The organism is Planococcus rifietoensis, from assembly GCF_001465795.2.
GTDB classification, from domain to species: Bacteria; Bacillota; Bacilli; order Bacillales_A; family Planococcaceae; genus Planococcus; species Planococcus rifietoensis.
Genome location: NZ_CP013659.2, coordinates 1,089,537 through 1,115,052 on the forward strand (window position 1 = coordinate 1,089,537; position 25,516 = coordinate 1,115,052).

The window sequence follows — 25,516 nt, forward strand, 5'->3', positions numbered from 1 at the left end:
GTTCGTGTTATGATGGTCTATAGAATTCCAAAGGGGGAACGCGCATTGCAAGAGCAGCATAAAATTCGCACTGTCGTTGATATATATGGCCATACATATAAGATGCTCGGTACTGAGACATCCGGCCATATGAGGCTTGTCGCTTCCATGGTCGACAGCAAGATGCGGGAGATCAACGCCGCCAATCCATCGCTTGACCAAGCGAAACTAGCCGTATTGACCGCGGTAAATGCGACACATGAATATCTTAAACTGAAAGAGCAGCTAGAACAAATGGAAATTGAATTGAATAACTTGAAGGGCTGACGGATATGCTTGATTTAATCTTATTAGTATTGCTTCTGGCGGGGATTTTGGTCGGCTTCAAGCGAGGGCTGGTGCTGCAGTTTCTGCACATGGTCGGCTTTGTCGTCGCGCTCATTGTCGCCTATACGTATTATAAACCGCTATCGGAAAACTTTGTGTTATGGGTTCCATACCCGACGGTCGACGAAACCTCGCGCTTTGCGATGGCTTTCGAACAATTGAATCTGGACCAAACTTTTTATCAGCTCTTGGCATTCGCACTCATTTTCTTTGTCGTGAAATTTTTGCTGACGCTGATTGCATCGATGTTCGATTTCATCAAATACATACCTGTGCTTGGCTTCTTGAGCCGTATTTTCGGTGCAGTCCTTGGGCTCATCGAAGCGCACATCCTGTTGTTCATCGGTTTGTATGTATTTGCGCTATTGCCAGTCGATGTCATTCAAAACCAAATCGACAACTCCGGAATTGCACGCGCGATCCTGGAGCATACGCCTTATTTCTCTGAGAAAGTGAAGGAATGGTGGTATATTTATATGTAGTAGGAACTTCTCTCTTACGAGGGAAGTTTTTTTATGAACCGATTAGGGAGGTTTGTTTGGCATGAATAAAAAAATCATTATCCGTACATTGGAAAATATTGCGTTATATATGGAATTAAAAGGGGACAACCCGTTTAAAGTATCGGCTTTTCGTAAAGCTGCCCAAGCACTTGAACTCGACCAGCGCAGCTTGGATGAGATTGAAGATGTTACGAAGCTAAAAGGCATCGGTAAAGGCACGGGCGATGTTATTACGGAATTGCTGACCGATGGCAAATCGTCTGTTCTCGAAGAACTGCAGGAAGAAGTGCCGAAAGGGCTTGTGCCAATGCTGAAACTGCAAGGGCTTGGCGGCAAGAAAATTGCCAAACTCTACAAAGAACTCGGCGTGGATTCAATGGAATCTTTGAAGCAGGCGTGCATCGATGGGCGTGTCCAAGCGCTTCCGGGATTTGGCGCAAAATCCGAAGAGAAAATCCTGCTTGAGCTGGAAAACTTCGAAACCGACCCGGGACGCCACCCAATCTGGAAAACGGAAGAAACGGTGGCATTCATCGAAAACTTGTTGACGACGATTTCCGATGTTGCGGAATTTTCAGTTGCCGGAAGCTTCCGCCGCACGAAAGAGACGAGCAAAGACCTCGACTTTATCGTAGCGACCGCTAAACCGGCAAAAGTGAAAGAACAGCTGCTCGCCGGCTTGCCAGTGAAAGAAACCATTGCTTCAGGTGACACGAAAGTCTCTGTTGCGGTGGAAGTGGTCGAGCCGATCGATGTCGATTTCCGCCTCGTTGCACCAGAAGAATTTGCGACAGCGCTGCACCATTTTACCGGATCCAAAGACCATAATGTCCGCATGCGCCAATTGGCTAAAGCGAAAAAAGAGAAAATCAGCGAATATGGCGTGGAACAGGAAGACGGTTCCGTGTTGACATTCGAATCAGAAGAGGCATTTTTCGCCCATTTCGATTTGCCGTTCATCCCGCCGACCGTGCGCGAAGATGGCCGTGAAATCGACCGCATTGCGGAATTGCCGGCACTTGTCGCGGTTGATGATATCCGCGGCGATTTGCATATGCACACAACCTGGTCGGACGGAGCGCATTCCATCGATGAAATGATCAATGCCTGCCACGAGCGAGGGTACGAATACATGGTCATCACCGACCATTCCCAATACCTGAAAGTCGCGAATGGATTGACGCCTGAGCGCTTGATAGAGCAGAACGGGAAATTGCGTGAGGCCAATAAACGCCATGACGGGATCGAAGTATTGTCCGGAACGGAAATGGACATCTTGCCGGATGGCAGTTTGGATTTTGACGACGAAGTGCTCGCGCAATTGGATTTTGTCATTGCGAGCATCCACTCGAGTTTCCAGCAGCCGCAAGAACAGATCATGGCACGTATTTTGACAGCGATGAAAAACCCATATGTCCATATGATCGCGCATCCGACCGGCCGTATCGTCGGAAAACGCGACGGCTATAATCCGGACGTTGAACAAATTCTCGATTGGGCCAAAGAATATGGCAAAATCGTCGAGTTGAACGCGAGCCCGTATCGACTTGACCTGGCTGTCGAATGGCTTGTCATGGCACAGGACAAAGGCGTGCCGGTCGCTATCAATACCGATGCCCATGCAATCGAAGGGCTAGAGGTCATGGCAACAGGCGTCCGCCACGCACAGAAAGCATGGCTCAAAAAAGACAATGTGGTCAATACATGGCCGCTTGAGAAGTTAAGAGATTTCTTGAAACGATAAAGGAGGAGTTTATATGATCGCAGAGCGCGCATTACGAACTCTCGAATTTTATAAAATCCGTGAAGAAGTGGCTGCATTTTGTACTTCATCACTTGGAAAAGGGTTAGTGAAAGAATTGCTGCCGTCTACTGACATCGCGGAAGTAAACCGTTTGCTCGAAGAAATGGACGAAGCGGCGCAATTATTGCGCATCAAGAATAATGTGCCGATGGGCGGGATTTCCGATATCCGTCCCCATGCGAAACGCGCACAGATCGGCGGCAGTTTAAGCCCGGTGGAGTTGATGGAAGTTTCCTCAACGATCCGCGCAAGCCGGATCTTACGCCATTTCCTTGAAGCCATCGACGCGGAAGAAGATATCGACATTCCCCATTTCATGGAGAAAAAAGAAAGTATGCCAATTTTGACGCAGCTCGAGCACGATATTAACGCTTGCATCGATGATAACGGCACTGTGGTCGACAGCGCGAGCTCGGAACTTCGCAGCATCCGCCAGTCACTGCGTGCGCAGGAAAGCCGCGTGCGTGAAAAACTCGAGAGCCTGATACGCGGACGCAATGCGTCGAAAATGCTGTCAGACTCCATTGTCACCATTCGCAACGACCGCTTCGTTATCCCGGTCAAACAGGAATACAGAAGCCATTACGGCGGCATTGTTCATGACCAATCATCGTCAGGTCAGACGCTGTTCATCGAACCGGATGCCGTCGTGCAGGCGAACAATGAAGTGCGTAGGCTGAAGTTGAAAGAACGAGAAGAAATCGACCGCATCCTGCTGATGTTGTCTATGAAAGTGCAGGAAGTCGCTCATGAATTGTTCACTTTGGTCGGTGTATTGGCGGAAGTCGATCTGATCTTGGCCAAAGCGAAATACGGGCAAGCGCATAAATGCTCAAAACCCGACATGAACACAGAAGGCTATATCAATTTAAAAAAAGCCCGCCACCCGCTCATTCCTCAAGATGAAGTGGTGCCGAACGATATCGAGTTTGGCCGGGACATTACGGCGATCGTCATCACCGGACCGAACACAGGAGGCAAGACGGTCACCTTGAAAACGGTTGGCTTGTCGACTTTGATGGCACAGGCAGGACTTCCAGTGCCGGCACTTGAAGGATCGGAACTGGCTGTATTCGACCAGATCTTTGCCGATATCGGCGATGAGCAGTCGATTGAGCAAAGCTTAAGTACGTTTTCTTCCCATATGGTTAATATTGTCGACATCTTGGAGAAGTTCGATGAAAACTCATTGGTCATTTTCGATGAGCTTGGTGCCGGCACCGACCCGCAAGAAGGGGCGGCACTTGCCATTTCCTTGCTCGATGAAGTTCACGGCAGAGGCGCGCGCGTTATCGCGACGACCCATTACCCGGAACTAAAAGCTTATGGCTATAACCGGGAAGGCGTTGCCAATGCAAGTGTCGAGTTCGATGTCGAAACATTGAGCCCGACCTACCGTTTGCTGATCGGCGTGCCGGGACGCAGCAACGCGTTTGAAATCTCCAAGCGGCTCGGTTTGCCGGAGCATATCATTTCCCATGCGAAGAGCTTTACAGGAACCGATCGCAAGGAAGTCGACTCGATGATTGCTTCGCTGGAGAAAAGCCGTCGCGAAGCGGAACGGGATGCAGAAGAAACCCGTTCTGTGCTTGAAGAATCCGAGACGCTAAAAGAAGACTTGGCGAAACGACTCGCGGAATACGACAGCCGCAAAGAGCTGCTTGAAGACAAAGCAAAAGAAAAAGCGCGCAAAATCGTCGATCAGGCGCGCGCGGAAGCGGAAACGGTCATCAAGGAACTGCGCCAAATGCAGCTGACCCAGCAGACCGGCGTCAAAGAACACCAGCTGATCGATGCCAAAAAACGGCTGGAAAATGCCATGCCGGAAAACCGCGTCCTGAAAAAAGCGAAAAAGAAAAACGAACCGGTCGCCCTGAAACCGAACGACGAAGTAAAAGTGCTATCCTACGGGCAAAAGGGGACATTGGTCGAAAAAGTTTCCGACACGGAATGGGTCGTACAGGTCGGCATCTTGAAAATGAAGCTGCCTGAATCCGACCTCAGCTACACAAAACCGGAAAAGCAAAAAGAAACACGTACAATGACCAGCTTGAAAGGCCGGGAAGGCTACACGAAAATGGAGTTGGACCTTCGCGGTGAGCGCTACGAGGATGCCCTTTCGCGCGTGGAGAAATATTTGGACGATGCCTTATTGGCGAATTATCACCAAGTTTCCATTATTCACGGCAAGGGGACCGGCGCGCTACGACAAGGCGTGCAGCAATACTTGAAGAAACATCCGCGCGTCAAAAGCTATCGCTTTGGCGAACCGGGTGAAGGCGGCTCGGGCGTAACGGTCGCTGAATTGAAGTAAGGGCGGAGGGGGAGTTTGCAAATGTTCGAAGAAGGATTTTGGACCCATCCGCTCGTCGAGACAGCTGGCTATTTCAGTGTAGTAGTCTTATGCTTGATCGTAGCGATGGTTATTTTTGAAGTCGTAACAAAATACAAGAACTGGGAAGAAATCAAAAGCGGCAATTTGGCCGTGGCGATGGCGACTGGCGGAAAGATTTTTGGCGTCACAAATATTTTCCGCTTTTCGATTGAACAGCACACAACACTGTTTGAGATGATCGGCTGGGGGCTGTTTGGATTCGTGTTGTTGATTTTTGCTTACATCCTTTTTGAGTTTCTGACGCCGAAATTCAAAGTGGACGAAGAAATCGCCCGCGATAACCGTTCGGTCGGCTTGATTTCGATGACCATCTCAGTCGGCTTGTCGTATGTTATCGGAGCCAGTATTTCATAGGAGTTGGAACGAATGGAGAACCTAATCAAAATCTTAATCGTTTTTTGCATCTTGTTTGTGCTTGTAGGAATCGTCTTCCTATTCGTGTTTTAAAAACGGCCTATGCGCCGTTTTTTTTATGGATTCATTTCGAAGGAAAATAATGTTTGAAAGCGTTATCATAATTCTTTATACTTAAAGTAGGAATATTCTCACGATTCCGATAAAAGAGGGGGAGGTAGAAAGTATGTCCGAAAAACCGTGGTTAGCTCATTATCCGGCGGAAGTACCGCACACGCTAACGTATCCGAGCATGCCGGTCCAGGAATATTTGACGAAAGCCTATGAAGACTTTCCGCAAAAGACCGCAATTCATTTCCTGGGCAAGGACCTTAGCTACGAAGAGTTGTACCAATCTGCCATGAAGATGGCCAATTACCTTCAAAAGCTAGGCATCCAAAAAGGCGACCGGGTATCCATCATGCTGCCGAACTGTCCACAAGCGGTCATCAGCTTTTATGGAATTCTTTACGCTGGGGGCGTCGTCGTCATGACAAATCCGCTTTATACGGAGCGGGAAATTTCCTACCAGATGAAAGATTCCGGTGCCAAGGCAATCATCGCACTTGATATTTTGTTCCCGCGGATCAATAAAGTGATCAAAGAAACGGATCTTGAGAACGTCGTCGTCACGGGTATCAAGGATTACCTGACATTCCCAAAAAACCTGGTGTACCCGTTCATCCAGAAAAAGCAATACGGCATGACGGTGAAAGTCGAGCACCGGGGAATCAATCACCTCTTCACGGAAATCATGAAAACAGCTTCGCCGCAAATTACCAAGCCGCCATTTGATTTCGAGGAAGATTTGGCGCTGCTGCAATACACTGGCGGAACGACCGGATCGCCAAAAGGCGTTATGCTGACGCACCGTAACTTAATCTCGAATGCGACGATGTGTGACGCTTGGCTCTATAAATCAAAGCGTGGCGAAGAGACGATCATGGGCATCATTCCCTTGTTCCACGTGTACGGTTTGACGACTGTCTTGATCTTGTCTGTCATGCAGGGCAATAAGATGGTACTATTGCCGAAATTCGACCCAGAGCAGGCCTTAAAGACCATCAACAAGCAAAAGCCAACTTTGTTCCCTGGCGCACCGACGCTTTATATCGGTTTATTAAACCATCCGGACATCAAGAAATACGATCTGTCTTCCATTGAAGCATGCTTGAGCGGATCCGCGCCGCTGCCGATAGAAGTGCAGGAGAAATTCGAACGCATCACGGGAGGCAAACTGGTCGAAGGCTATGGCCTAACTGAAACCTCGCCGGTTACCCACTCGAATCTCGTGTGGGGAGAACGGACGAAAGGCTCGATCGGCATGCCGTATCCGGACACGGATTGTGAAATCTTCCTTCCGGGAACGACTGACCCTGTACCGAACGGGCAGATCGGTGAAATCGCCATTCAAGGGCCGCAGGTGATGAAAGGCTATTGGAACCGTCCGGATGCTACGGCAGCAACGATTGTCGATGGCTGGCTATTGACTGGGGATCTTGGCTATATGGACGACGAAGGACAATTCTTTATCGTCGACCGCAAAAAAGACATGATTATCGCCGGAGGCTTCAATATCTATCCGAGGGAAATCGAAGAAGTTCTGTATGAACATGAAGCGATCCAGGAATGTGTCGTTGCCGGAATCCCGGACCCATACCGTGGCGAAACAGTAAAGGCATACATCGTGCTGAAAGAAGGGTATACTGTTACAGAAGAACAATTGGATAAACATTGCCGCGAACATCTCGCTGCGTTTAAAGTGCCGCGCATCTATGAGTTCCGTAAAGAACTTCCGAAGACGGCAGTCGGTAAAATATTGCGCAGATCGCTGGTGGATGAAGAAATCGCCAAACGCAATGAAGCAGTTCCTTCTTAACTAAGGCAAAAGCTTGACACAATTTAAACAAAACGATAATATGAAAATATGAATGAATCGCCATTCATATTTTCATATTTTTTTGGGTGGTGACAGGATGGTAAAGAAGGATAAACCGAAATACAAGCAAATCATCGACGCTGCGGTCATCGTTATCGCAGAAAATGGTTACCACCAAGCGCAAGTTTCAAAAATTGCCAAGCAAGCCGGTGTAGCGGACGGTACGATTTATTTGTATTTCAAGAATAAAGAAGACATTCTCATTTCCGTCTTCCAGGAGAAGATGGGCGTGTTCGTCAGTGAATTGGAAAAGATCATCGCGAAAGACGCAAGCGCTGCCGACCAGCTCGGCATGATGATTAACAGCCATTTCAGCTTGCTAGCGAGCGATCTGCACTTGGCGATCGTGACACAGCTAGAACTCCGGCAGTCCAATCATGACATCCGCATGAAAATCAATAATGTCCTGCGGGGGTATTTGAAATTGATGGACCGGATTCTGATCAGCGGCATCGAGTCAGGAGAATTTGATCAAAATATGGATATTCGTTTAGCCCGCCAGATGGTTTTTGGTACAATGGATGAGACCATTACTACCTGGGTGATGAACGATCACAAGTATGATTTGGTCGAACTCGCACCGAAAGTGCAACGCTTATTGCTGAAAGGCATGCAAGCGTAAAGGGAGGGGATGAGCAGGTGGAATTTATCAGCTGGAAAAAAGAAGATGGGGTAGCGATCGCGACAATCAACCGGCCGCCGGCAAATGCATTGTCTCGCGCGCTGATCTTGGAAGTCGATGCACTTCTGGATGAAGTAAAAAACGACTCGGATGTCCGTGCGATTGTCTTGCACGGCGAAGGACGTTTCTTCTCGGCAGGTGCTGACATCAAGGAGTTCACAGAAGTGACTTCAGGGGAAGAATTCTCGAAACTGTCAGCGAGCGGCCAAGCGGTATTCGAACGCGTGGAAACCTTCCACAAGCCGGTCATTGCCGCGATTCACGGCGCAGCGCTAGGCGGAGGTTTGGAGCTTGCCATGAGCTGCCATATGCGTTTTGTCACGGAAAATGCTAAACTGGGATTGCCGGAACTTCAGTTGGGCTTGATTCCTGGATTTGCAGGAACACAGCGTTTGCCTCGTTATGTCGGAGTGGCCAAGGCCGCTGAAATGCTTTTGACGAGCGATCCGATTACGGGCGAAGAAGCAGTGCAGCTCGGTCTTGCCAACCGTTCTTTCGGCGAAGAAGACCTTCTTCCGCAAACGCTTTCAATTGCGAAGAAAATTGCGAAAAAGAGCCCGGTGTCCGTCAAGGCAGCCATCGATATGCTTCAATATTCGAAGCGCGGGGCATTTGAAGAAGGGGTCAAAGCAGAAGCGGATTCGTTCGGTACGGTTTTTGTATCGGAAGACGCGAAGGAAGGCATTGGCGCTTTCCTGGAAAAACGCGAAGCACAATTTAAAGGGAAATAATACTTGGGAGGTTTACGTTCATGAACATTTATGTATTGGTAAAACGTACGTTTGACACAGAAGAAAAGCTGGTTGTCTCCGGTGGCCAAATTCAAGAAGATGGCGCTGAATTCATCATCAACCCATATGACGAGTATGCGATCGAAGAGGCCATCACGGTCCGCGACGCTCACGGCGGCGAAGTGACAGTGGTCACAATCGGCGACGAGGAAGCTGAAAAGCAATTGCGTACAGCACTTGCCATGGGCGCTGACAAAGCGGTCTTGATCAATACAGAAGACGATGTGGAGGAAATGGACCAGTTTACGGCAGCTTACATACTGGCAGAGTACTTGAAAGATAAAGAAGCGGACTTGATCCTTGCAGGTAATGTAGCGATCGACGGCGGATCCGGCCAAGTTGGACCGCGCGTAGCCGATTTGCTTGATATCAACTACGTAACGACGATCACAAGCCTTGAAATCGAAGGCGAAACAGTGAAAATTGTTCGTGATATCGAAGGGGATGCAGAAGAGCTTGAAACTTCATTGCCTTTATTGGTCACAGCCCAGCAAGGCTTAAACGAGCCGCGCTATCCATCTCTTCCAGGAATCATGAAAGCGAAGAAAAAGCCGCTTGAAGAGCTCGAGCTCGATGATTTGGATATTGACGAGGAAGATGTAGAAGCGAAAACAGAAACAATCGAAGTTTACTTGCCGCCGAAAAAACAAGCCGGCCGCATTTTGGAAGGCGAAATTCCAAGCCAAGTTTCTGAACTGGTCAGCTTGCTTCGCTCTGAAGCGAAAGTTATATAAACGTACGCCAATCATTTATTTTCACATCTACTTAGGGGGTTAACGGACTATGTCGAAAAAAGTATTAGTATTGGGCGAAACGCGTGAAGGCGCTTTGCGCAACGTATCATTTGAAGCAATTGCCGCAGCCAAGAAAATTTCAGGCGACGGGGAAGTCGTTGCTGTCTTGCTCGGGGAAGCGGTGAGCGAGTTCGGAAACGAATTGGTCGCTTACGGCGCTGACCGTGTCATCACAGTTGAGCACCCACACTTGAAATCTTATACATCTGACGGCTACGGCCAAGCATTCATGGCAGTTGTTGACCAGGAACAGCCTGAAGCAATTGTCTTCGGCCACACTGCGGTTGGCAAGGACTTGTCGCCAAAAATCGCATCGAAATTGCAGACCGGCTTGATTTCCGATGTGACGGATATCGAAGGGGAAGGCGCAGACGCAGTCTTCATCCGCCCAATCTATTCCGGTAAAGCATTTGAAAAAGTGAAATTGAAAGAAGACGGAGTTGTCTTCATTACAGTACGCCCGAACAACATCACGCCGCTTGAGCGTGAAGAACGTTCTGGCGATGTATCGAGCTTGTCAGTCGATATTACAAACTTGCGCACGATCATCAAAAACGTCGTCCGCAAATCTGCAGAAGGCGTCGACCTTTCGGAAGCGAAAGTCATCATCGCCGGCGGACGCGGCGTCAAGAGCAAGGAAGGTTTTGAACCATTGCAGGAACTGGCTGACCTTCTCGGCGGCGCTGTCGGAGCATCACGCGGCGCATGCGATGCGGATTACTGCGATTATTCCTTGCAAATCGGACAGACAGGGAAAGTTGTTACACCTGATCTTTACATCGCAGCAGGAATTTCCGGCGCGATCCAGCACATGGCAGGAATGTCCAACTCCAAAGTCATCGTTGCGATCAATAAAGACCCGGAAGCGAATATCTTCAAAGTGGCAGACTACGGAATCGTCGGAGATCTATTCGACGTCATCCCGTTGCTCACGGAAGAATTCAAGAAAGTCATGTAATCACCACAGCCTGCATTTATGCGGGCTGTTTTTTTCTGCAACTAGAGATGAAGCGAAAGAGGCCGACTCCTACGAGCCTGAAGCGTGCCCCTGTAGCGGAATCTCCTGAACTTTAAATACATTGACGACATCAAATCCAGGCAGTTTAACGCCAACAACAGCCGGGTATGGAAGGACTAGGCAAATAAATAGCTAGCGTAAATCACGTCTGCTATAATCGAAATATAGTTTGGTTATCACTTAAGGAGGAATTATACATGGCAATCGTTAAAGGAACAGATCAGAATTTCAAACAGGAAGTTTCAGAAGGACTCGTATTGGTCGACTTTTGGGCAGCATGGTGTGGGCCTTGTAAAATGATCGCGCCAGTTCTTGAAGAACTTGATGCAGATATGGACGACAAAGTGAAAATCGTGAAATTGGATGTTGATGAAAACCAACAGACAGCTAGCGAATACGGCATCATGTCCATCCCGACACTTCTTTTGATGAAAAACGGCGAAACAGTCGATAAAGTCGTCGGCTTCCGTCCAAAAGAAGCTTTGGCTGAATTGGTTGAAAAACACGCATAATTCCAAAACCGGGTCCCATTCGTGGAACCCGGTTTTTTAAATAGGGTGATAAAATGAAAAGTCAAATGATGCAACACAAACTCGCGGTTTTACCTGACCAACCGGGCTGCTATTTGATGAAAGACCGGCAAGGGACGATTATCTATGTCGGCAAAGCGAAAGTGTTGAAAAATCGTGTGCGTTCATATTTTACAGGCAGCCACGATACGAAAACACAAAGGCTTGTCAACGAGATCGAAGACTTTGAATACATCGTCACCTCCTCGGACAAGGAAGCGCTTATCCTTGAGTTGACGCTCATCAAGAAACATGATCCAAAATACAATATCCGCCTGAAAGACAATAAGACCTATCCGTATTTGAAAATTACAGGGGAACGCCACCCGAAATTGGTCATCACGAGACAGGTCAAAAAAGATAAAGGGAAATACTTCGGCCCTTATCCGAATGCCTATGCAGCGAGCGAGACGAAAAAACTGCTGGATCGTTTATATCCGCTCCGCAAATGCCATACGATGCCGGACCGCGTTTGCCTGTATTACCATCTTGGGCAATGCCTCGCGCCTTGCGTCAAGCCGGTAGAGAAGGATACGTACCGTGAAATGATCGACGGCATCAGCCGCTTCTTAAATGGCGGCTTCCGCGAAGTGAAGCAGGAGCTGACCGAGAAGATGAGTGAAGCGGCGGAGAATCTGGAGTTCGAACGGGCGAAAGAATACCGCGACCAAATCAGCCACATCGAATCGGTAATGGAAAAACAGAAAATGGCCATGAACGATTTCACCAACCGTGACGTCTTTGCTTACGCTGTCGACAAGGGCTGGATGTGCGTGCAAGTATTTTTCGTGCGCCAAGGAAAGCTGATCGAGCGCGAAGTGTCGATGTTCCCGTTATATCGCGACCCGGAAGAAGAGTTTTTAACTTTCCTTGGCCAGTTCTATGAAAAGCCGGACCATATCAAACCGAATGAGATCCTGCTGCAAGAAGCGGAAGACGAGGAATTTCTGAAAGAATGGCTCGGCGCGAAAGTGCTTGTCCCTCAGCGCGGCAAGAAGAAAGATTTGGTGCTGCTTGCGCGCAAGAATGCGGAAATTGCCATCAAGGAGAAATTCCAATTGCTCGAGCGCCAGGAAGAACGGACGGTTGGCGCTTGCAACGAATTGGGTGAAGCGATGAACATTCACACGCCGCTACGCATTGAAGCATTCGATAACTCCCATATCCAAGGGGCGGATGCCGTGTCTGCGATGGTCGTCTTTATTGACGGCAAACCATCGAAGAAAGATTACCGGAAATACAAAACCCGCTCTGCGCAAAAGCCCGATGATTATGCGGCAATGCGTGAAGTGGTCCGCAGACGCTACAGCCGCGTGCTGAAGGATGGCTTGCCGCTGCCCGACTTGATCATCATCGATGGGGGCAAAGGCCAAATCGAATCGGCGCGCGAAATCGTTGAAGACGAACTCGGCCTCGATATCCCGATTGCTGGCCTTGCAAAAGATGCCAAGCACCAAACGTCCCAGTTGTTGTATGGCAATCCGGTTGAAATGGTGGAACTGAAGCGCACAAGTGAAGCGTTTTATTTATTGCAGCGCATTCAAGACGAAGTCCATCGCTTCGTCATCACGTTCCACCGCCAATTGCGCGGCAAGAATTCGATTCAATCTGCGCTCGACGGTTTGCAAGGCGTCGGCCCGAAACGCAAGCAGCAATTGCTCAAGCATTTCGGCTCCGTCCGGAAAATCAAGGAAGCGAACGCCGGCGAGATCCAGCAGGCCGGCATTCCTGAGAAGCTGGCCATGGAAATCGAACGGCATTTCAAAGAACAGCCGTTGCAACAAGAATAACTTCGTGGTATTGTAATAACACAATTGAATCACTTGTAAAAAGTGATGATAGAGGAGCGGACGTCAATAGTATGCATTCCGAGATTTGCAGAATCTGTGAAGGATGCCGAAAGGGACGCCCGCCGAAGTTTATGCGCACTGCTTGCGTGTATGCTGGTCCTGCATTTAAGAAATGCAGGGCTGTCAGAGTTTGACTCTGGAGGGCTATCTCACATGGACGTTTGAAATCGTACATGAGAAGAGAGGTAGCTTGCCGGGCAATCGGCGAGTTGCCTCTTTTTTGTTGAGGGCCACTTATCTTAAGTGGGAGTGGAGAGAATGACAACAATCGTAATGAAATTCGGCGGGACGTCCGTGGCGTCCCCGGAGAAAATCGTAGGCGTGGCAAGACGCGCTATCCGGGAAAAACAACAAGGCAAACGCGTCGTCATCGTCGTCTCGGCGATGGGCAAAACGACAGACACGCTGCTTGGCCTTGCGGGAGAGATTTCCGCAGAGCCGCCAAAGCGTGAAATGGACATGCTGCTCGCGACTGGTGAACAAGTGACCATTTCGCTGTTGGCGATGGCATTCAAAAAACTCGGCCATGATGCTTTGAGCTTCACAGGCTGGCAGGCAGGAATCGAAACGGAATCCGTTCCGCGGAATGCACGCATCGAAACGATCCATACGCAGCGTTTAGAGGAAGCGCTTGAACTCGGCTTGTTCTGCGTGGTCGCAGGATTCCAAGGCGTCGACAAGAACGGCAACATCACGACGCTTGGCCGCGGTGGATCCGATACGACTGCTGTGGCGCTGGCGGCTGCTTTAGGCGCTGAAAAATGCGAAATCTATACGGATGTTGACGGTGTCTACACTTCCGATCCGCGTTATGTCACAGGCGCCCGCAAACTTGAACAGATTTCATACGACGAAATGCTCGAATTAGCCAATCTCGGGGCGGGGGTTCTTCATCCGCGCGCCGTGGAATTCGCCAAGAACAACCAAGTGCCCCTTTCTGTACGGGCCAGCTACTCGGATGAACCGGGGACTATCATTCAAGAGGTGATCACTGTGGAAAAAAATCTAATTGTGCGCGGTGTGGCATTTGAAAAAGACATCGCCCGCATCACGGTCAGCTATACAAAGCCGTTCAACGGCTCGCTTGCCAATATCTTCACGACTCTGGCGGATCACTTGATCGATGTCGATATCATCGTGCAAAGCATCAGTGAGGAGTTTCCGCCGTCTGTCTCCTTCTCGATCAAAGAAGACAGCCTGGTAGAAGCCCAGCGCGTATTGTCGGAAGCACAGGAAAAAATCGGCTACAACACTATCGATATCGAAACCGGCTTGGCGAAAGTGTCGATCGTCGGATCCGGCATGGTGTCGAATCCCGGCGTCGCAGCAAAAATGTTCGATATTCTTCGCACGCAGGATGTGCCTGTGAAAATGGTCAGCACTTCCGAAATTAAAGTCTCTGTCGTCGTGCCGGCGAGTGAAATGGAACGCTCAGCAAATGCGCTTCACGATGCATATGGACTGACGCCAGCGTCTGTCAGATAAGCAAAAAGCCCAGCCAAGCTGGGCTTTTTTGCGTTCCCAAGATTTTGTGTAAAAATTCACATTTTGTTCAAATTTGAAATCATGCCATTGCAGTCCTATATAAGCTTATAAAACAGTGAAACGGATGCCTATATCTCGCCTGTTTCGAAATAAAAATATAGCTTTTCATGAATTCTTTCCTATTTAATATCCGTAAAAACCTTTACAAACCCTAGACTGGATGCGCCTAAAAAGGGTTCCTTGCCTTGACGCTCCTAGAGGGGGGGAGTACAATAAATATGTCATATTCTTGTACATGATGCTTATAGCAACGCAGAGATATTTTCCTGATATAGGAAAAATTTGCGCTGCCAACTAATGTTTTTGAGGGGGGTAAAATTTTTGGATAACAATCGTGAATTTTTAATGCGCAGGCTGCATTCTTTACTCGGGGTCATTCCAATCGGATTGTTCTTGACGCAGCATTTGATCGTCAACCATTTCGCTACGCAAGGCGTGGAAGCGTTTAACCAAGCTGCCCACTTCATGGCAAATCTTCCATTCGTCATCTTCCTGGAGATTTTCGTCATCTACTTGCCGCTCATGTATCATGCTTTCTACGGATTATACATAGCGTTCACAGCGAAAAACAACCCGGGGCATTACAGCTACATGCGCAACATCTTATTTGTTGCACAGCGTTACACCGGGATTTTCCTTGTGGTCTTTATCGCATGGCACGTGTTTGAGACAAGATTCCAAGTTGCGATTGGTGCAGCAGAGGCAGATTTCAACATGATGGAAAACATCCTGTCGAATCCGTTTATGTTCGCCTTTTACGTATTGGGTGTCCTGTCCGCAACGTTCCACTTAGCGAACGGATTGTGGTCTTTCTTTGTAACGTGGGGAATCACGGTTTCAGAGAAAGCACAGCGCTACTCAACTTACTTCACACTTCTAGTCTTTATTGTATTATCGATCATTGGTATCAGAGCATTGTTTGCATTCGTTTAAGGATGTCCCAAACATTGGTGAATTAAAAGAGGAGTGAACACTACAATGGCGAAAGGCAAAATTTCTATCGTCGGTGGGGGCCTAGCTGGCCTAATGGCAGCGATCAAAGTTGCCGAAGCAGGAGCACCTGCCGATCTATTTTCCATCGTTCCAGTTAAACGGTCTCACTCTGTGTGCGCACAGGGCGGCATTAACGGAGCGGTGAATACAAAAGGTGAAGGGGATTCCCCAGCAATTCACCTAGATGACACCGTTTACGGCGGTGACTTCCTAGCTAACCAAAAGCCGGTTAAAGCAATGGCTGATGCAGCACCTGGCATCATCCGCCTGCTTGACCGCATGGGCGTCATGTTCAACCGTACGCCTGAAGGGCTTCTTGACTTCCGCCGTTTCGGCGGCACGATGCACCACAGAACGGCATTTGCCGGCGCGACAACGGGCCAACAATTGCTATATGCATTAGATGAGCAAGTCCGCCGCTACGAAGTCGCAGGCTTGATCACAAAATATGAAGGCTGGGAATTCCTGGGCCTCGTCATCGACGACGAAGGCGTTTCGCGAGGAATCACTGCACAGAACTTGACGACAATGGAGATTAAATCGTTCCGTTCGGATGCTGTCATCATGGCAACCGGCGGACCGGGGATTATCTTCGGAAAATCCACAAACTCTGTCATCAACACAGGTTCTGCTGCATCGATCGTGTACCAGCAAGGCGCTTACTATGCGAACGGCGAATTCATCCAAATCCACCCGACAGCAATTCCTGGCGACGACAAGCTCCGCTTGATGTCAGAATCTGCGCGCGGTGAAGGCGGACGGATCTGGACGTATAAAGACGGCAAGCCTTGGTACTTCCTGGAAGAAAAATACCCAGCATACGGAAACCTGGTCCCACGTGATATCGCGACACGCGAAATCTTCGATGTGTGCGTTAACCAAAAACTCGGCATCAACGGCGAGAACATGGTGTACTTGGACCTTTCCCATAAAGATTCGAAAGAACTCGACATCAAACTGGGCGGCATCATCGAAATCTATGAGAAATTCACAGGCGACGATCCGCGTAAAGTTCCGATGAAGATTTTCCCAGCAGTCCATTATTCCATGGGCGGGTTATGGGTCGACGATCATCAGATGACGAACATCCCTGGCGTTTTGGCAGCCGGCGAATGCGATTATTCCCAGCACGGTGCGAACCGTCTCGGCGCTAACTCGCTCTTGTCAGCCATCTATGGCGGCATGGTCGCTGGACCGAATGCCCTTGAGTATGTCAAGGGCTTGGAAGTATTGGCCGAAGACTTGCCAAACGATATTTACGCGAAGCATGAAGCTGAAGAGCAGCGTAAATGGGATGAAATCTTAGCGCTTGACGGAACTGAAAATGCTTACGTCTTGCACAAAGAACTGGGCGAATGGATGACGGACAATGTGACGGTCGTTCGCTATAATGACCGCCTTGAAGAAACAGACCGTAAAATCCAGGAGCTTCTTGAACGCTTTAACCACATCAGCATGACGGATACGCAACTTTGGAGCAACCAAGGCGCAATGTTTACTCGCCAGCTGAAAAATATGCTACATTTAGCACGTGTCATCACTATCGGTGCGTTGAAACGCAACGAAAGCCGCGGCGCTCATTACAAGCCGGAATTCCCGGAACGTAATGACGAGGAGTTCTTGAAGACGACTATGGCGAAATTCAACGGTTACGATGCGCCGATCTTCCATTATGAAGAAGTCGACACTGGCTTGATCCCGCCACGCAAACGCGATTATTCCGCGAAAGCATAGCAATAAGAAGGGAGCTAATTTACCATGGGTGAAGCAGCAAAAACGGTTATTTTCGAAATCGAACGCCAGAACTCTACTGACGAAAGTTCGTACTGGGAAAAGTTCGAATTACCATATCGCGCCAACATGAACGTCATTTCCGCATTGATGGAAATTCGGCGCAACCCGGTCAACATGGACGGGAAGAAAACAACTCCAGTCAACTGGGACATGAACTGCCTTGAGGAAGTTTGTGGCGCATGTTCAATGGTCATCAACGGCAAAGCACGCCAGTCGTGTACAGCTCTTGTCGATCAGCTGGAACAGCCGATCCGCCTTCAGCCGATGAGAACATTCCCGGTCGTCCGCGACTTGATCGTAGACCGCAGCCGCATGTTCGACTCACTGAAGAAAGTCAAAGCGTGGGTGCCGATCGACGGTACGCATGATCTTGGCGAAGGTCCGCGTATGCCTGAGCGCAAACGCCAATGGGCTTATGAATTATCTAAATGTATGACGTGCGGCGTATGCCTCGAGGCTTGCCCGAACGTTAACGATAAATCCGACTTTATCGGTGCGGCTCCGCTTTCTCAAGTTCGCTTGATGAACGCGCATCCAACAGGCTCCATGAACCGTGATGAGCGTTTGAACGCAATCATGGGCGAAGGCGGCCTTGCGGATTGCGGTAACTCCCAAAACTGCGTGGAATCTTGCCCGAAAGGCATTCCATTAACAACGTCAATCGCAGCTTTGAACCGCGACGTGAGCATCCAAATGTTCCGTAACTTCTTCGGAAGCGATCACATGGTCGACTAATCTACACTCCGCCTTTATGGCGGAGTTTTTTTGTTTCATCTGAAAATGCGCCTGTGCTTGGTTGAAACAGATGTCCTTTGCGCCAGTTTTTGCTATACTAACAAAATGAGAACTGATTTACAGGGGGAACTGGAATGAGAGCGGCATACATAGAGGATTTCACTAAATGGCAGCAAGGCTTTACTTTTTACGCGCCGGTGCACGTGCGCTTTTCGGAAACGGACATGTTCGGGCATGTCAACAACACGGTGCCGATCGCTTATTTTGAATACGCCAGAATCGAATTCATGAAAGAAATCGGCTTGATGCAGGCTTGGCTTTCAAATGACAGCGACTTGATCCCAGTGGTAGCGGACATGCAGGTCGATTTCGTCCGCCAAGTATTTTTCGATGAACAATTGAAGATTTACGTGAAAGTGGAATCGATCGGAAACTCTTCGGCAGACATCCATTATTGGGCAGTGAACGACAAGCAGGAAACCTGTTTTACGGGCAGGGGCGCCGTAGTCCAAATCTCCAAAACGAGTGGCAAAGGCCATCCGTGGAGCGACGCGGACAAGGCGATGCTGCGCAGTGGAAGTCTGACTTCTTCCGGCAAATAATGCGGCTCTTGCCTTATGGGAGCGAAAGCGTCACTATGGAACAAATACCAGTAGCTAGGGAGTGAACCAAGTCCATGACTGAAGACAACTTAAACCGCCGCCACGACTTGGAGCGTGTGGCATTTATGGAAAAGGAATTGCGTTATATATCCGGGATCATCAAACAAAAAGGCCGTGAAATCCTGAATTCGTATACCATCACGCCGCCGCAGTTCGTGGCGCTTCAATGGCTGTTCGAACATGGCGACATGACCATCGGCGATTTGTCGAATAAAATGTTTTTGGCCTTCAGCACGACGACCGATCTGGTCGACCGGATGGAGAAAAACGATCTGGTCGTCCGCATCCGCGAAGAGCAGGACCGCCGGGTGGTGCGCATTAAATTATTGAAAGAAGGCGAACGGATCATTGAAGAAGTGATCAAGAAGCGCCAGGATTATTTGGAAGCAGTACTCGAGGACTTCAGTGAAGAGGAAGTCGAGCAATTTTCAAGCTTGTTGGAGAAAATGCATATCAACATGAAATAGGAGCGGGGCTATGACATTGAATGCGCCAATCGGAGTCATTGATTCAGGCGTCGGCGGATTGACCGTCGCCAAAGAAATCATGAAACTTTTGCCTAATGAAAAAATCTGTTATATCGGCGACAATGCCCGCTGCCCGTACGGCCCCCGTCCGCTTGCGGAAGTTCGGCGCTATACGTGGCAGATGGCAGAAGCGCTCATGAAAATGAATATCAAAATGCTGGTCATTGCCTGCAATACGGCAACGGCGGCAGCGCTCAATTCCTTACAGAAGAAATTGCCGATCCCAGTCATCGGCGTTATTTTCCCTGGAGCCCGCGCTGCCATCAAGTCCTCTTCGACGAAGAAGATTGCCGTCCTTGGCACGTCCGGAACCGTCAAGAGCGGTGCTTATGAAAAAGCCATCAAATCACTTGTTTCGGCTTCAGACGTCATTCAATTGGCGTGTCCGCGCTTTGTCCCGCTCGTGGAAAGTGATGAGTATGAAGGGGAGTTCGCGCGCCGCATGGTAGCGGAGACCTTATCGGCGATCAAATCGAAAGAATTCGACACCGCCATCCTCGGATGCACCCATTATCCATTATTGCAGGGCTTTATCGAGCAAGAGCTCGGCGACACCGTGACGGTTCTATCGTCAGCTCAGGAGACGGCCAAAGATGTTTCGCGCCACTTGAGCTATCAGGACAAATTTGCGGACCGCCGCAAACCGCCCGTCCATCAATTCTATACATCCGGTTCGACGGAGATATTCCGCACGATCATCAAAAAATGGCTCGCCATCGACGATCCGTGCATCCGTTCGATTCAGTTCCCGAAAACCTGACGGCATAGCCGCCGGGTTTTTGTCGTCCAGGCAGAATTATGGTAAGATTTTTTGAGTACATGAGGAGGATTCAATGATGACAAGAATTGATAATAGACAAGCAAATGAACTGCGCCCGGTGGAAGTAGAAACGGATTATTTGATCCATCCAGAAGGATCGGTCCTGATTACGGTCGGCCAGACGAAAGTGATTTGCACAGCGACAATCGAGTCGCGTGTTCCGGGTTTCTTGAGAGGCCAAGGCAAAGGCTGGGTAACGGCTGAATATTCCATGCTGCCACGCGCAACAGGAAGCCGCAACCAGCGCGAAGCGACGCGCGGCAAGCTCGGCGGGCGTACAATGGAAATTCAGCGCCTGATCGGCCGCTCCTTGCGCGCTGTCGTCGATCTCGAGAAGATCGGCGAACGCACACTGTGGATTGATTGCGACGTCATCCAGGCGGACGGGGGAACGCGTACAGCGTCTATCACGGGTGCTTTCATCGCCATGACCATCGCACTCGGCAAATTAGACGTGCCGGTATTTCCAGTGACGGATTATTTGGCCGCTACAAGCGTCGGCATCAACAGCAGTAAGCAAGCCATCCTGGACTTGAACTATGAAGAGGATTCCACAGCAGCGGTCGATATGAACCTGGTCATGACAGGATCCGGTGAGTTTGTGGAAATGCAAGGCACGGGCGAAGAAGCGACATTCAGCCGCAAGGAATTGAACGAAATGCTCGACCTCGGTGAAGCAGGGATCCAGCAATTGATCAAAATCCAACAACAAGCGATCGGCGAATTGTCGTCGCGGATCGGCGAAAAGGTGGAATCCGCCCTATGAAAAAAATCGTCATTGCCACACAGAACAAAGGAAAAGCCAAAGACTTTGAAACCTTGCTGTCCCCTCTAGGCTATGAAGTATTAACTTTAAGAGATGTCGCACAAGACCTCGACATCGAAGAAACTGGCACAACGTTCGAAGCCAATGCGATCCTGAAAGCGGAAGGCGTCGCGAAAGAACTCGGCATTCCGGTGATCGCCGACGACAGCGGCCTCGAAATCGATGCATTGGACGGAGAACCGGGCGTCTATTCTGCCCGCTATGCGGGAGGCGAAAAGAGCGACGACGCCAATATCGAAAAAGTGCTGGAGAAGTTGTCTGGCGTACCGGACGGAGAACGCACCGCGCGGTTCCGCTGCGTCTTGGCAGTTGCCGCACCGGGTGAACAAACGCAAACCTTCTCGGGGTCATGCGAAGGTGAAATTTTGCGCTTGCGCAGAGGCGACCACGGCTTCGGCTACGACCCAATCTTTTACGTGCCTGCCCAGGAGCGTGCCATGGCGGAACTTGAACCCGAAGAAAAAGCCGCCATCTCTCACCGCGGCCAAGCATTGCGCGAGCTCAGTGAAGCGATGCCAGAGTGGCTGAAATAAGAAAAAAGATATTTTTTTGAAATAGCATTGACTTTTCCTCGGATGATTTCTATAATTAAAATTGTCTTTCGTGAGGAAAGTCATGTCTCAGTAGCTCAGCTGGATAGAGCAACGCCCTTCTAAGGCGTCGGTCGGGGGTTCGAATCCCTCCTGGGACGTCTCAAAACCTTGTTTTCCCTTATCGGGAAAGCAAGGTTTTTTCATTTTGTGAAAAACGCTTGTGAAGAAATGATGGACATTTGATTTTTAGCTGTTTATTTGTGAGGTATATCGTATAATGGAAAAAGATAGAGAATAAACAGACCAAAAGGTGGAAACGAGACGTGTTCAGAAACAAATGGAAACGGATTTTGATTGTGCTTTCCCTTGTACAAACGATTTTAATTGCAGCGACAGCGACGAGCATTTGGACTTTTGCCGGTGAATCCGAGTTGATGGAAGTTGATGCAGCGATCGTGCTCGGCACGAAAGTTATCGGCGGGGAACCTTCGCCGGTGCTCGAGCAGCGCATTCGCCACGCCATCGATCTTTACGAAGCGGGCTATGTCGAGAAAATCATCTTCACAGGCGGCACTACGGACGGAGCGGACCTCGCCGAGTCGGTCGTAAGCCGGGATTTCGCGATCCGCAACCATGTGCCTGAAGAAGACATTCTGATCGAGACCCAATCGCTCATCACGGAAGAGAATTTCCGTTTCGCCGGTGAACTGGCGGATGAAAACGGCTTGTCGAGCTTTCTCGTCGTCAGCGATCCCTTACATATGAAACGTGCGCTGCTTATGGCAGAACACGCTGGAATTGACGCCCATTCTTCTCCGACGCCTTCGACCGAATTCAAGGGCTTTGCGAACATCGCACCGTTTTTTGCGCGTGAAGTCGTTTGCTATATGGCTTATGTCGCGATGCATGCCGTCATTTGATGAAACTGTCCCGCTCATGCGTGGACAGTTTTTTAATTTAACAGATGAACACAGCGGCCTTGAGTGATACACTATTTAAAAGCTGTGAGGAGTGTGTTGTCTATGGAAACTGATGGACTGAAACTCAGCACGAAATGGCAAGGGGATTTTGTATTCGAAGCTATAGGGCAAGGCGGCCACAGGCTCCGGATGGATGCCCATCCAGGAGTCGGGAACGACCAAGGCTTGCTTCCGATGCAAGCGCTGCTCGGTTCGCTTGCTGGATGTGTCGGCATGGACGTCGTGATGATTCTGCGTGCCAGAATGAAAGATGTTCGCTCTATTGAAATCGTCACGGAAGGAGACAAGCGCCGCAACCCGCCGAAGGAATTTCTGGCGATTACGGTGACCTTTATCGTAGAAGGCGATATCGATAAAGAGAAGGTCTGGCATGCCATCGAAGTAAGCGAGGAGAAATATTGCCCGGTCGCCCATTCCTTAAAAGCGGACGTCACGTACAAACTGGTTTTGAATGGCGAAGAGGCTGGCGCAAAATAGCGCCGGCTTTCGTTTTCACAGTGTATTTTCCTATGGTATGATGAATGGATAAAGAGGTGGTAGGATGCGGAAGAAATTTGGGGATTTGAAGCGCAAGGGCAACGTCATCGTCTTTCCGACAACGGTCACTCGGCTGCTCTCGGAAGGGATGACCAGTTTAAAAAATGAACAATACGCCGATGCTCGCGATAAACTGTACCAAGTGCTCGTCTACGAGCCGGACCATGCGGCGGCGCTCGGCGGATATGCCTACAGCTTGTACGAGCTGGGGGAATTCGAGGAAGCGCTCGAAGTCGTTCAGGAATTGCTGCGTGTCGGACCGATCCATTATTTGGAGACAATGGAGCTATACATAAGCATTTTAATGCAAGTAAAGGAATTCGAAGAAGCCGAGAAGATGATCGAAGTGCTCATCGAGGAAAACGTCCTGCCAAAAGAGCGTTTGGAGCAATTCCATCAATTGCGCGATCTTAATGAACGCATCGCCGAAAGCGCAGCCTCTGCCAAACGGGAAACGGGCCAATTCAGCCTCGAGCAATTTTTGCCGCTTAGCGCAGCCGAACAGGAGCAGCGGGTGACCGAATTGCCTAAAGAGGCGTATGGTGCCATGAAAAAGCAGCTGATCGACTTGATCAAGCATCCGGAAGTGGATTGGGTGGCGAAATCCTATCTGCTGCTCATGCTCCGTGAACAGCAGATTAGCGGAACGGTGAATGTTGAGAAGTTCCATTACACAAATGAGCTGGCGATCGACGAACTGCCGGATCCATTGAAAGATGCACGTCTGCTCGGAATCCGCAAGCGCTTGGAAGAGGCTTTGGAAAAAGAGCCAGCCAAGCTGCAGATGGCGATGGAACTGGTTGACCGGCATATCTACCTGCTGTATCCGTTTTTCTGGGAAGAGTTTGAGGAAGCGGAGATCGCTGAAGCCTACCACGCATATCTCGATAGTTTGTTCAGCGGGGAAGCGGAAGTGAAAGCTGATCCGAAACTGCTGGAAATGCTCATGCAAGCCGAGGCATACATAGAATTGCGCAATGGTTAGAAATAGTTGAACCTGCTCGTATGTGTGATATAATGTGGAGGTTGTCAAAAATCGTACAAAAATCGTACATGACTTTGTAAAAAATTGTTTGGAGGGCTTATACATGTCAGCAAAATGGGAAAAGCAAGAAGGTAATGTCGGAGTTCTTACAGTAGAAGTGCCGGCTGAAGAAGTAAACGGCGCGCTAGATAAAGCGTTTAAAAAAGTCGTTAAAGAAATTAACGTACCAGGATTCCGCAAAGGGAAAATGCCACGCCAAATGTTCGAAAAACGTTTCGGTGTAGAATCTCTTTACCAGGATGCACTTGATTTCATCCTGCCTGACGCTTACGCGAATGCAGTCGAAGAAGCAGGCATCAACCCGGTTGACCGCCCTGAAATCGACATCGAAAAATTGGAAAAGAACGAGCCATTGGTATTCACTGCTAAAGTAACAGTGAAGCCTGAAGTGGAACTCGGCGAATACAAAGGCCTTGAAGTTTCCAAAGAAGACACGAACGTGACGGATGAGGAAATTGAAGAGCAATTGAAAGAAAGCCAAGAACGCATGGCTGAATTGACTGTCAAAGAAGACGGGCAAGTTGAAAACGGCGACACAGCTGTGATCGATTTCGAAGGATTCGTAGACGGAGAAGCGTTTGAAGGCGGAGCAGGCAACGACTACTCCCTAGAAATCGGTTCTAACTCATTCATCCCAGGCTTCGAAGAGCAATTGGTCGGCGCTAAAACAGGCGAACAAAAAGACGTTGAAGTCACTTTCCCTGAAGAATACCACGCTGAAGAGCTTGCTGGAAAATCGGCAACGTTCAAAGTGACGGTAAACGAAGTGAAAGCGAAAGAACTTCCTGAACTTAACGACGAGTTCGCTAAAGAACTTGACGAAGAAGTAGAAGGTCTTGACGCACTTCGCACGAAAATGAAAGAAAACTTGAAAGCGGAGAAAGACAACGCTTCTGAAACACAAATGCGCGATCAACTTGTACAAAAAGCGGCAGAAAACGCTACAGTTGAAATCCCGCAAGCGATGATCGATTCTGAAATCGACCGCATGATGCAAGACTTCGAACAACGCCTAAGCCAGCAAGGCATGAACAAGGAATTGTACTTCCAGTTCTCAGGCCAAGACGAAGACGCTCTTCGCGAGCAAATGAAAGCCGACGCTGAAACACGCGTACGCGTATCATTGACGCTTGAAGCAATCGCGAAAGCGGAAAACATGGAAGTTACTTCTGAAGACATCGACAAAGAGCTTGAGAAAATGGCTGGCCAATTCAACATGGACGCTGAACAAATCAAAACAGCTCTAGGCGGCACTGAAATGCTAGAAAACGACATCCGTATGCAGAACACGGTTGAGTTCCTAGTGGAGAACGCTAAAATCTCTGACGCAAAAGCTGCTGAATAACACATAAGATTCTCAATAGGACAAGGTGCGGCAACCGCACCTTGTTTTCTATACATAATGGCAAACAAAT

The 25,516-nt window shown here is 49.2% G+C and carries 25 protein-coding genes, 1 tRNA gene and 1 riboswitch; all 26 genes read left to right on the forward strand.

What is annotated here, in order from left to right; genetic code table 11:
• Window positions 1-45: 45 nt before the first annotated feature.
• The 26 genes from zapA (at window position 46) to tig (ending at window position 25,446) form a co-directional block, all read left to right on the forward strand.
• Window positions 46-306, forward strand: coding sequence for a cell division protein ZapA (gene zapA, locus AUC31_RS05290; RefSeq protein ID WP_058381052.1), 261 nt, complete (start codon window positions 46-48; stop codon window positions 304-306).
• A gap of 5 nt (window positions 307-311) precedes the next feature.
• The gene (locus AUC31_RS05295) at window positions 312-848 is read left to right on the forward strand and encodes a CvpA family protein (protein WP_058381051.1); all 537 of its coding nucleotides are present in this window, start codon (window positions 312-314) and stop codon (window positions 846-848) included.
• A 61-nt stretch (window positions 849-909) separates the two neighbouring features.
• Complete coding sequence (gene polX, locus AUC31_RS05300; protein ID WP_058381050.1) at window positions 910-2,613, forward strand: DNA polymerase/3'-5' exonuclease PolX; 1,704 nt, start codon at window positions 910-912, stop codon at window positions 2,611-2,613.
• Window positions 2,614-2,626: 13 nt separating this feature from the next.
• Window positions 2,627-4,987, forward strand: coding sequence for an endonuclease MutS2 (locus AUC31_RS05305; protein ID WP_058381049.1), 2,361 nt, complete (start codon window positions 2,627-2,629; stop codon window positions 4,985-4,987).
• A 21-nt stretch (window positions 4,988-5,008) separates the two neighbouring features.
• Window positions 5,009-5,422 carry a DUF350 domain-containing protein gene (locus AUC31_RS05310; protein WP_058381048.1) on the forward strand — a complete coding sequence of 138 codons (414 nt, stop codon included), beginning with the start codon at window positions 5,009-5,011 and terminating at the stop codon, window positions 5,420-5,422.
• 226 nt (window positions 5,423-5,648) lie between these two features.
• Window positions 5,649-7,340 (forward strand): AMP-binding protein, encoded by a 1,692-nt coding sequence (locus AUC31_RS05315; RefSeq protein WP_058381047.1) that lies wholly within the window; start codon window positions 5,649-5,651, stop codon window positions 7,338-7,340.
• Window positions 7,341-7,437: 97 nt separating this feature from the next.
• Window positions 7,438-8,022 (forward strand): fatty acid metabolism transcriptional regulator FadR, encoded by a 585-nt coding sequence (locus AUC31_RS05320; RefSeq protein WP_058381046.1) that lies wholly within the window; start codon window positions 7,438-7,440, stop codon window positions 8,020-8,022.
• A gap of 17 nt (window positions 8,023-8,039) precedes the next feature.
• Entirely contained in the window at window positions 8,040-8,813 is a 774-nt protein-coding gene (locus AUC31_RS05325; RefSeq protein ID WP_058381045.1) for an enoyl-CoA hydratase, read from the forward strand.
• 20 nt (window positions 8,814-8,833) lie between these two features.
• Window positions 8,834-9,607: an electron transfer flavoprotein subunit beta/FixA family protein gene (locus tag AUC31_RS05330; RefSeq protein WP_058381044.1), complete on the forward strand. Its 774-nt coding sequence runs from the start codon at window positions 8,834-8,836 to the stop codon at window positions 9,605-9,607.
• 49 nt (window positions 9,608-9,656) lie between these two features.
• Window positions 9,657-10,625: an electron transfer flavoprotein subunit alpha/FixB family protein gene (locus AUC31_RS05335; RefSeq protein ID WP_058381043.1), complete on the forward strand. Its 969-nt coding sequence runs from the start codon at window positions 9,657-9,659 to the stop codon at window positions 10,623-10,625.
• 257 nt (window positions 10,626-10,882) lie between these two features.
• Window positions 10,883-11,197: a thioredoxin gene (gene trxA / locus AUC31_RS05340; RefSeq protein ID WP_058381042.1), complete on the forward strand. Its 315-nt coding sequence runs from the start codon at window positions 10,883-10,885 to the stop codon at window positions 11,195-11,197.
• A gap of 53 nt (window positions 11,198-11,250) precedes the next feature.
• Window positions 11,251-13,044, forward strand: a complete 1,794-nt coding sequence (gene uvrC, locus AUC31_RS05345) for an excinuclease ABC subunit UvrC (RefSeq protein ID WP_058381041.1) — start codon at window positions 11,251-11,253, stop codon at window positions 13,042-13,044.
• A 41-nt stretch (window positions 13,045-13,085) separates the two neighbouring features.
• Window positions 13,086-13,259: riboswitch (Lysine riboswitch) on the forward strand.
• Window positions 13,260-13,362: 103 nt separating this feature from the next.
• Complete coding sequence (locus tag AUC31_RS05350; RefSeq protein WP_058381040.1) at window positions 13,363-14,589, forward strand: aspartate kinase; 1,227 nt, start codon at window positions 13,363-13,365, stop codon at window positions 14,587-14,589.
• 381 nt (window positions 14,590-14,970) lie between these two features.
• On the forward strand, window positions 14,971-15,582 hold the full coding sequence (locus AUC31_RS05355) for a succinate dehydrogenase cytochrome b558 subunit (protein WP_058381039.1): 612 nt from the start codon (window positions 14,971-14,973) through the stop codon (window positions 15,580-15,582).
• Between the two features lie 45 nt (window positions 15,583-15,627).
• Window positions 15,628-17,376, forward strand: a complete 1,749-nt coding sequence (sdhA, locus tag AUC31_RS05360; RefSeq protein WP_058381038.1) for a succinate dehydrogenase flavoprotein subunit — start codon at window positions 15,628-15,630, stop codon at window positions 17,374-17,376.
• Window positions 17,377-17,400: 24 nt separating this feature from the next.
• Window positions 17,401-18,171, forward strand: a complete 771-nt coding sequence (gene sdhB, locus AUC31_RS05365; protein WP_058381037.1) for a succinate dehydrogenase iron-sulfur subunit — start codon at window positions 17,401-17,403, stop codon at window positions 18,169-18,171.
• A 134-nt stretch (window positions 18,172-18,305) separates the two neighbouring features.
• Complete coding sequence (locus AUC31_RS05370) at window positions 18,306-18,773, forward strand: acyl-CoA thioesterase (RefSeq protein ID WP_058381036.1); 468 nt, start codon at window positions 18,306-18,308, stop codon at window positions 18,771-18,773.
• Between the two features lie 74 nt (window positions 18,774-18,847).
• The gene (locus AUC31_RS05375; RefSeq protein WP_058381035.1) at window positions 18,848-19,300 is read left to right on the forward strand and encodes a MarR family winged helix-turn-helix transcriptional regulator; all 453 of its coding nucleotides are present in this window, start codon (window positions 18,848-18,850) and stop codon (window positions 19,298-19,300) included.
• A gap of 16 nt (window positions 19,301-19,316) precedes the next feature.
• Window positions 19,317-20,120: a glutamate racemase gene (gene racE / locus AUC31_RS05380; protein WP_058383656.1), complete on the forward strand. Its 804-nt coding sequence runs from the start codon at window positions 19,317-19,319 to the stop codon at window positions 20,118-20,120.
• A gap of 76 nt (window positions 20,121-20,196) precedes the next feature.
• Entirely contained in the window at window positions 20,197-20,946 is a 750-nt protein-coding gene (gene rph, locus AUC31_RS05385; RefSeq protein WP_058381034.1) for a ribonuclease PH, read from the forward strand.
• The gene (locus tag AUC31_RS05390) at window positions 20,943-21,539 is read left to right on the forward strand and encodes an XTP/dITP diphosphatase (RefSeq protein WP_058381033.1); all 597 of its coding nucleotides are present in this window, start codon (window positions 20,943-20,945) and stop codon (window positions 21,537-21,539) included. The genes rph and AUC31_RS05390 overlap by 4 nt, the downstream gene beginning before the upstream one ends.
• Before the next feature lie 84 nt (window positions 21,540-21,623).
• Window positions 21,624-21,697: transfer RNA gene (locus AUC31_RS05395), tRNA-Arg, on the forward strand.
• 165 nt (window positions 21,698-21,862) lie between these two features.
• Window positions 21,863-22,459, forward strand: a complete 597-nt coding sequence (locus AUC31_RS05400) for a YdcF family protein (RefSeq protein ID WP_058381032.1) — start codon at window positions 21,863-21,865, stop codon at window positions 22,457-22,459.
• A gap of 102 nt (window positions 22,460-22,561) precedes the next feature.
• A complete protein-coding gene (locus AUC31_RS05405; protein ID WP_058381031.1) occupies window positions 22,562-22,996 on the forward strand; it encodes an OsmC family protein in 435 nt (144 codons plus the stop codon).
• A 64-nt stretch (window positions 22,997-23,060) separates the two neighbouring features.
• Complete coding sequence (locus AUC31_RS05410) at window positions 23,061-24,041, forward strand: tetratricopeptide repeat protein (RefSeq protein ID WP_058381030.1); 981 nt, start codon at window positions 23,061-23,063, stop codon at window positions 24,039-24,041.
• A gap of 103 nt (window positions 24,042-24,144) precedes the next feature.
• Entirely contained in the window at window positions 24,145-25,446 is a 1,302-nt protein-coding gene (gene tig, locus AUC31_RS05415; protein ID WP_058381029.1) for a trigger factor, read from the forward strand.
• Window positions 25,447-25,516: the final 70 nt, after the last annotated feature.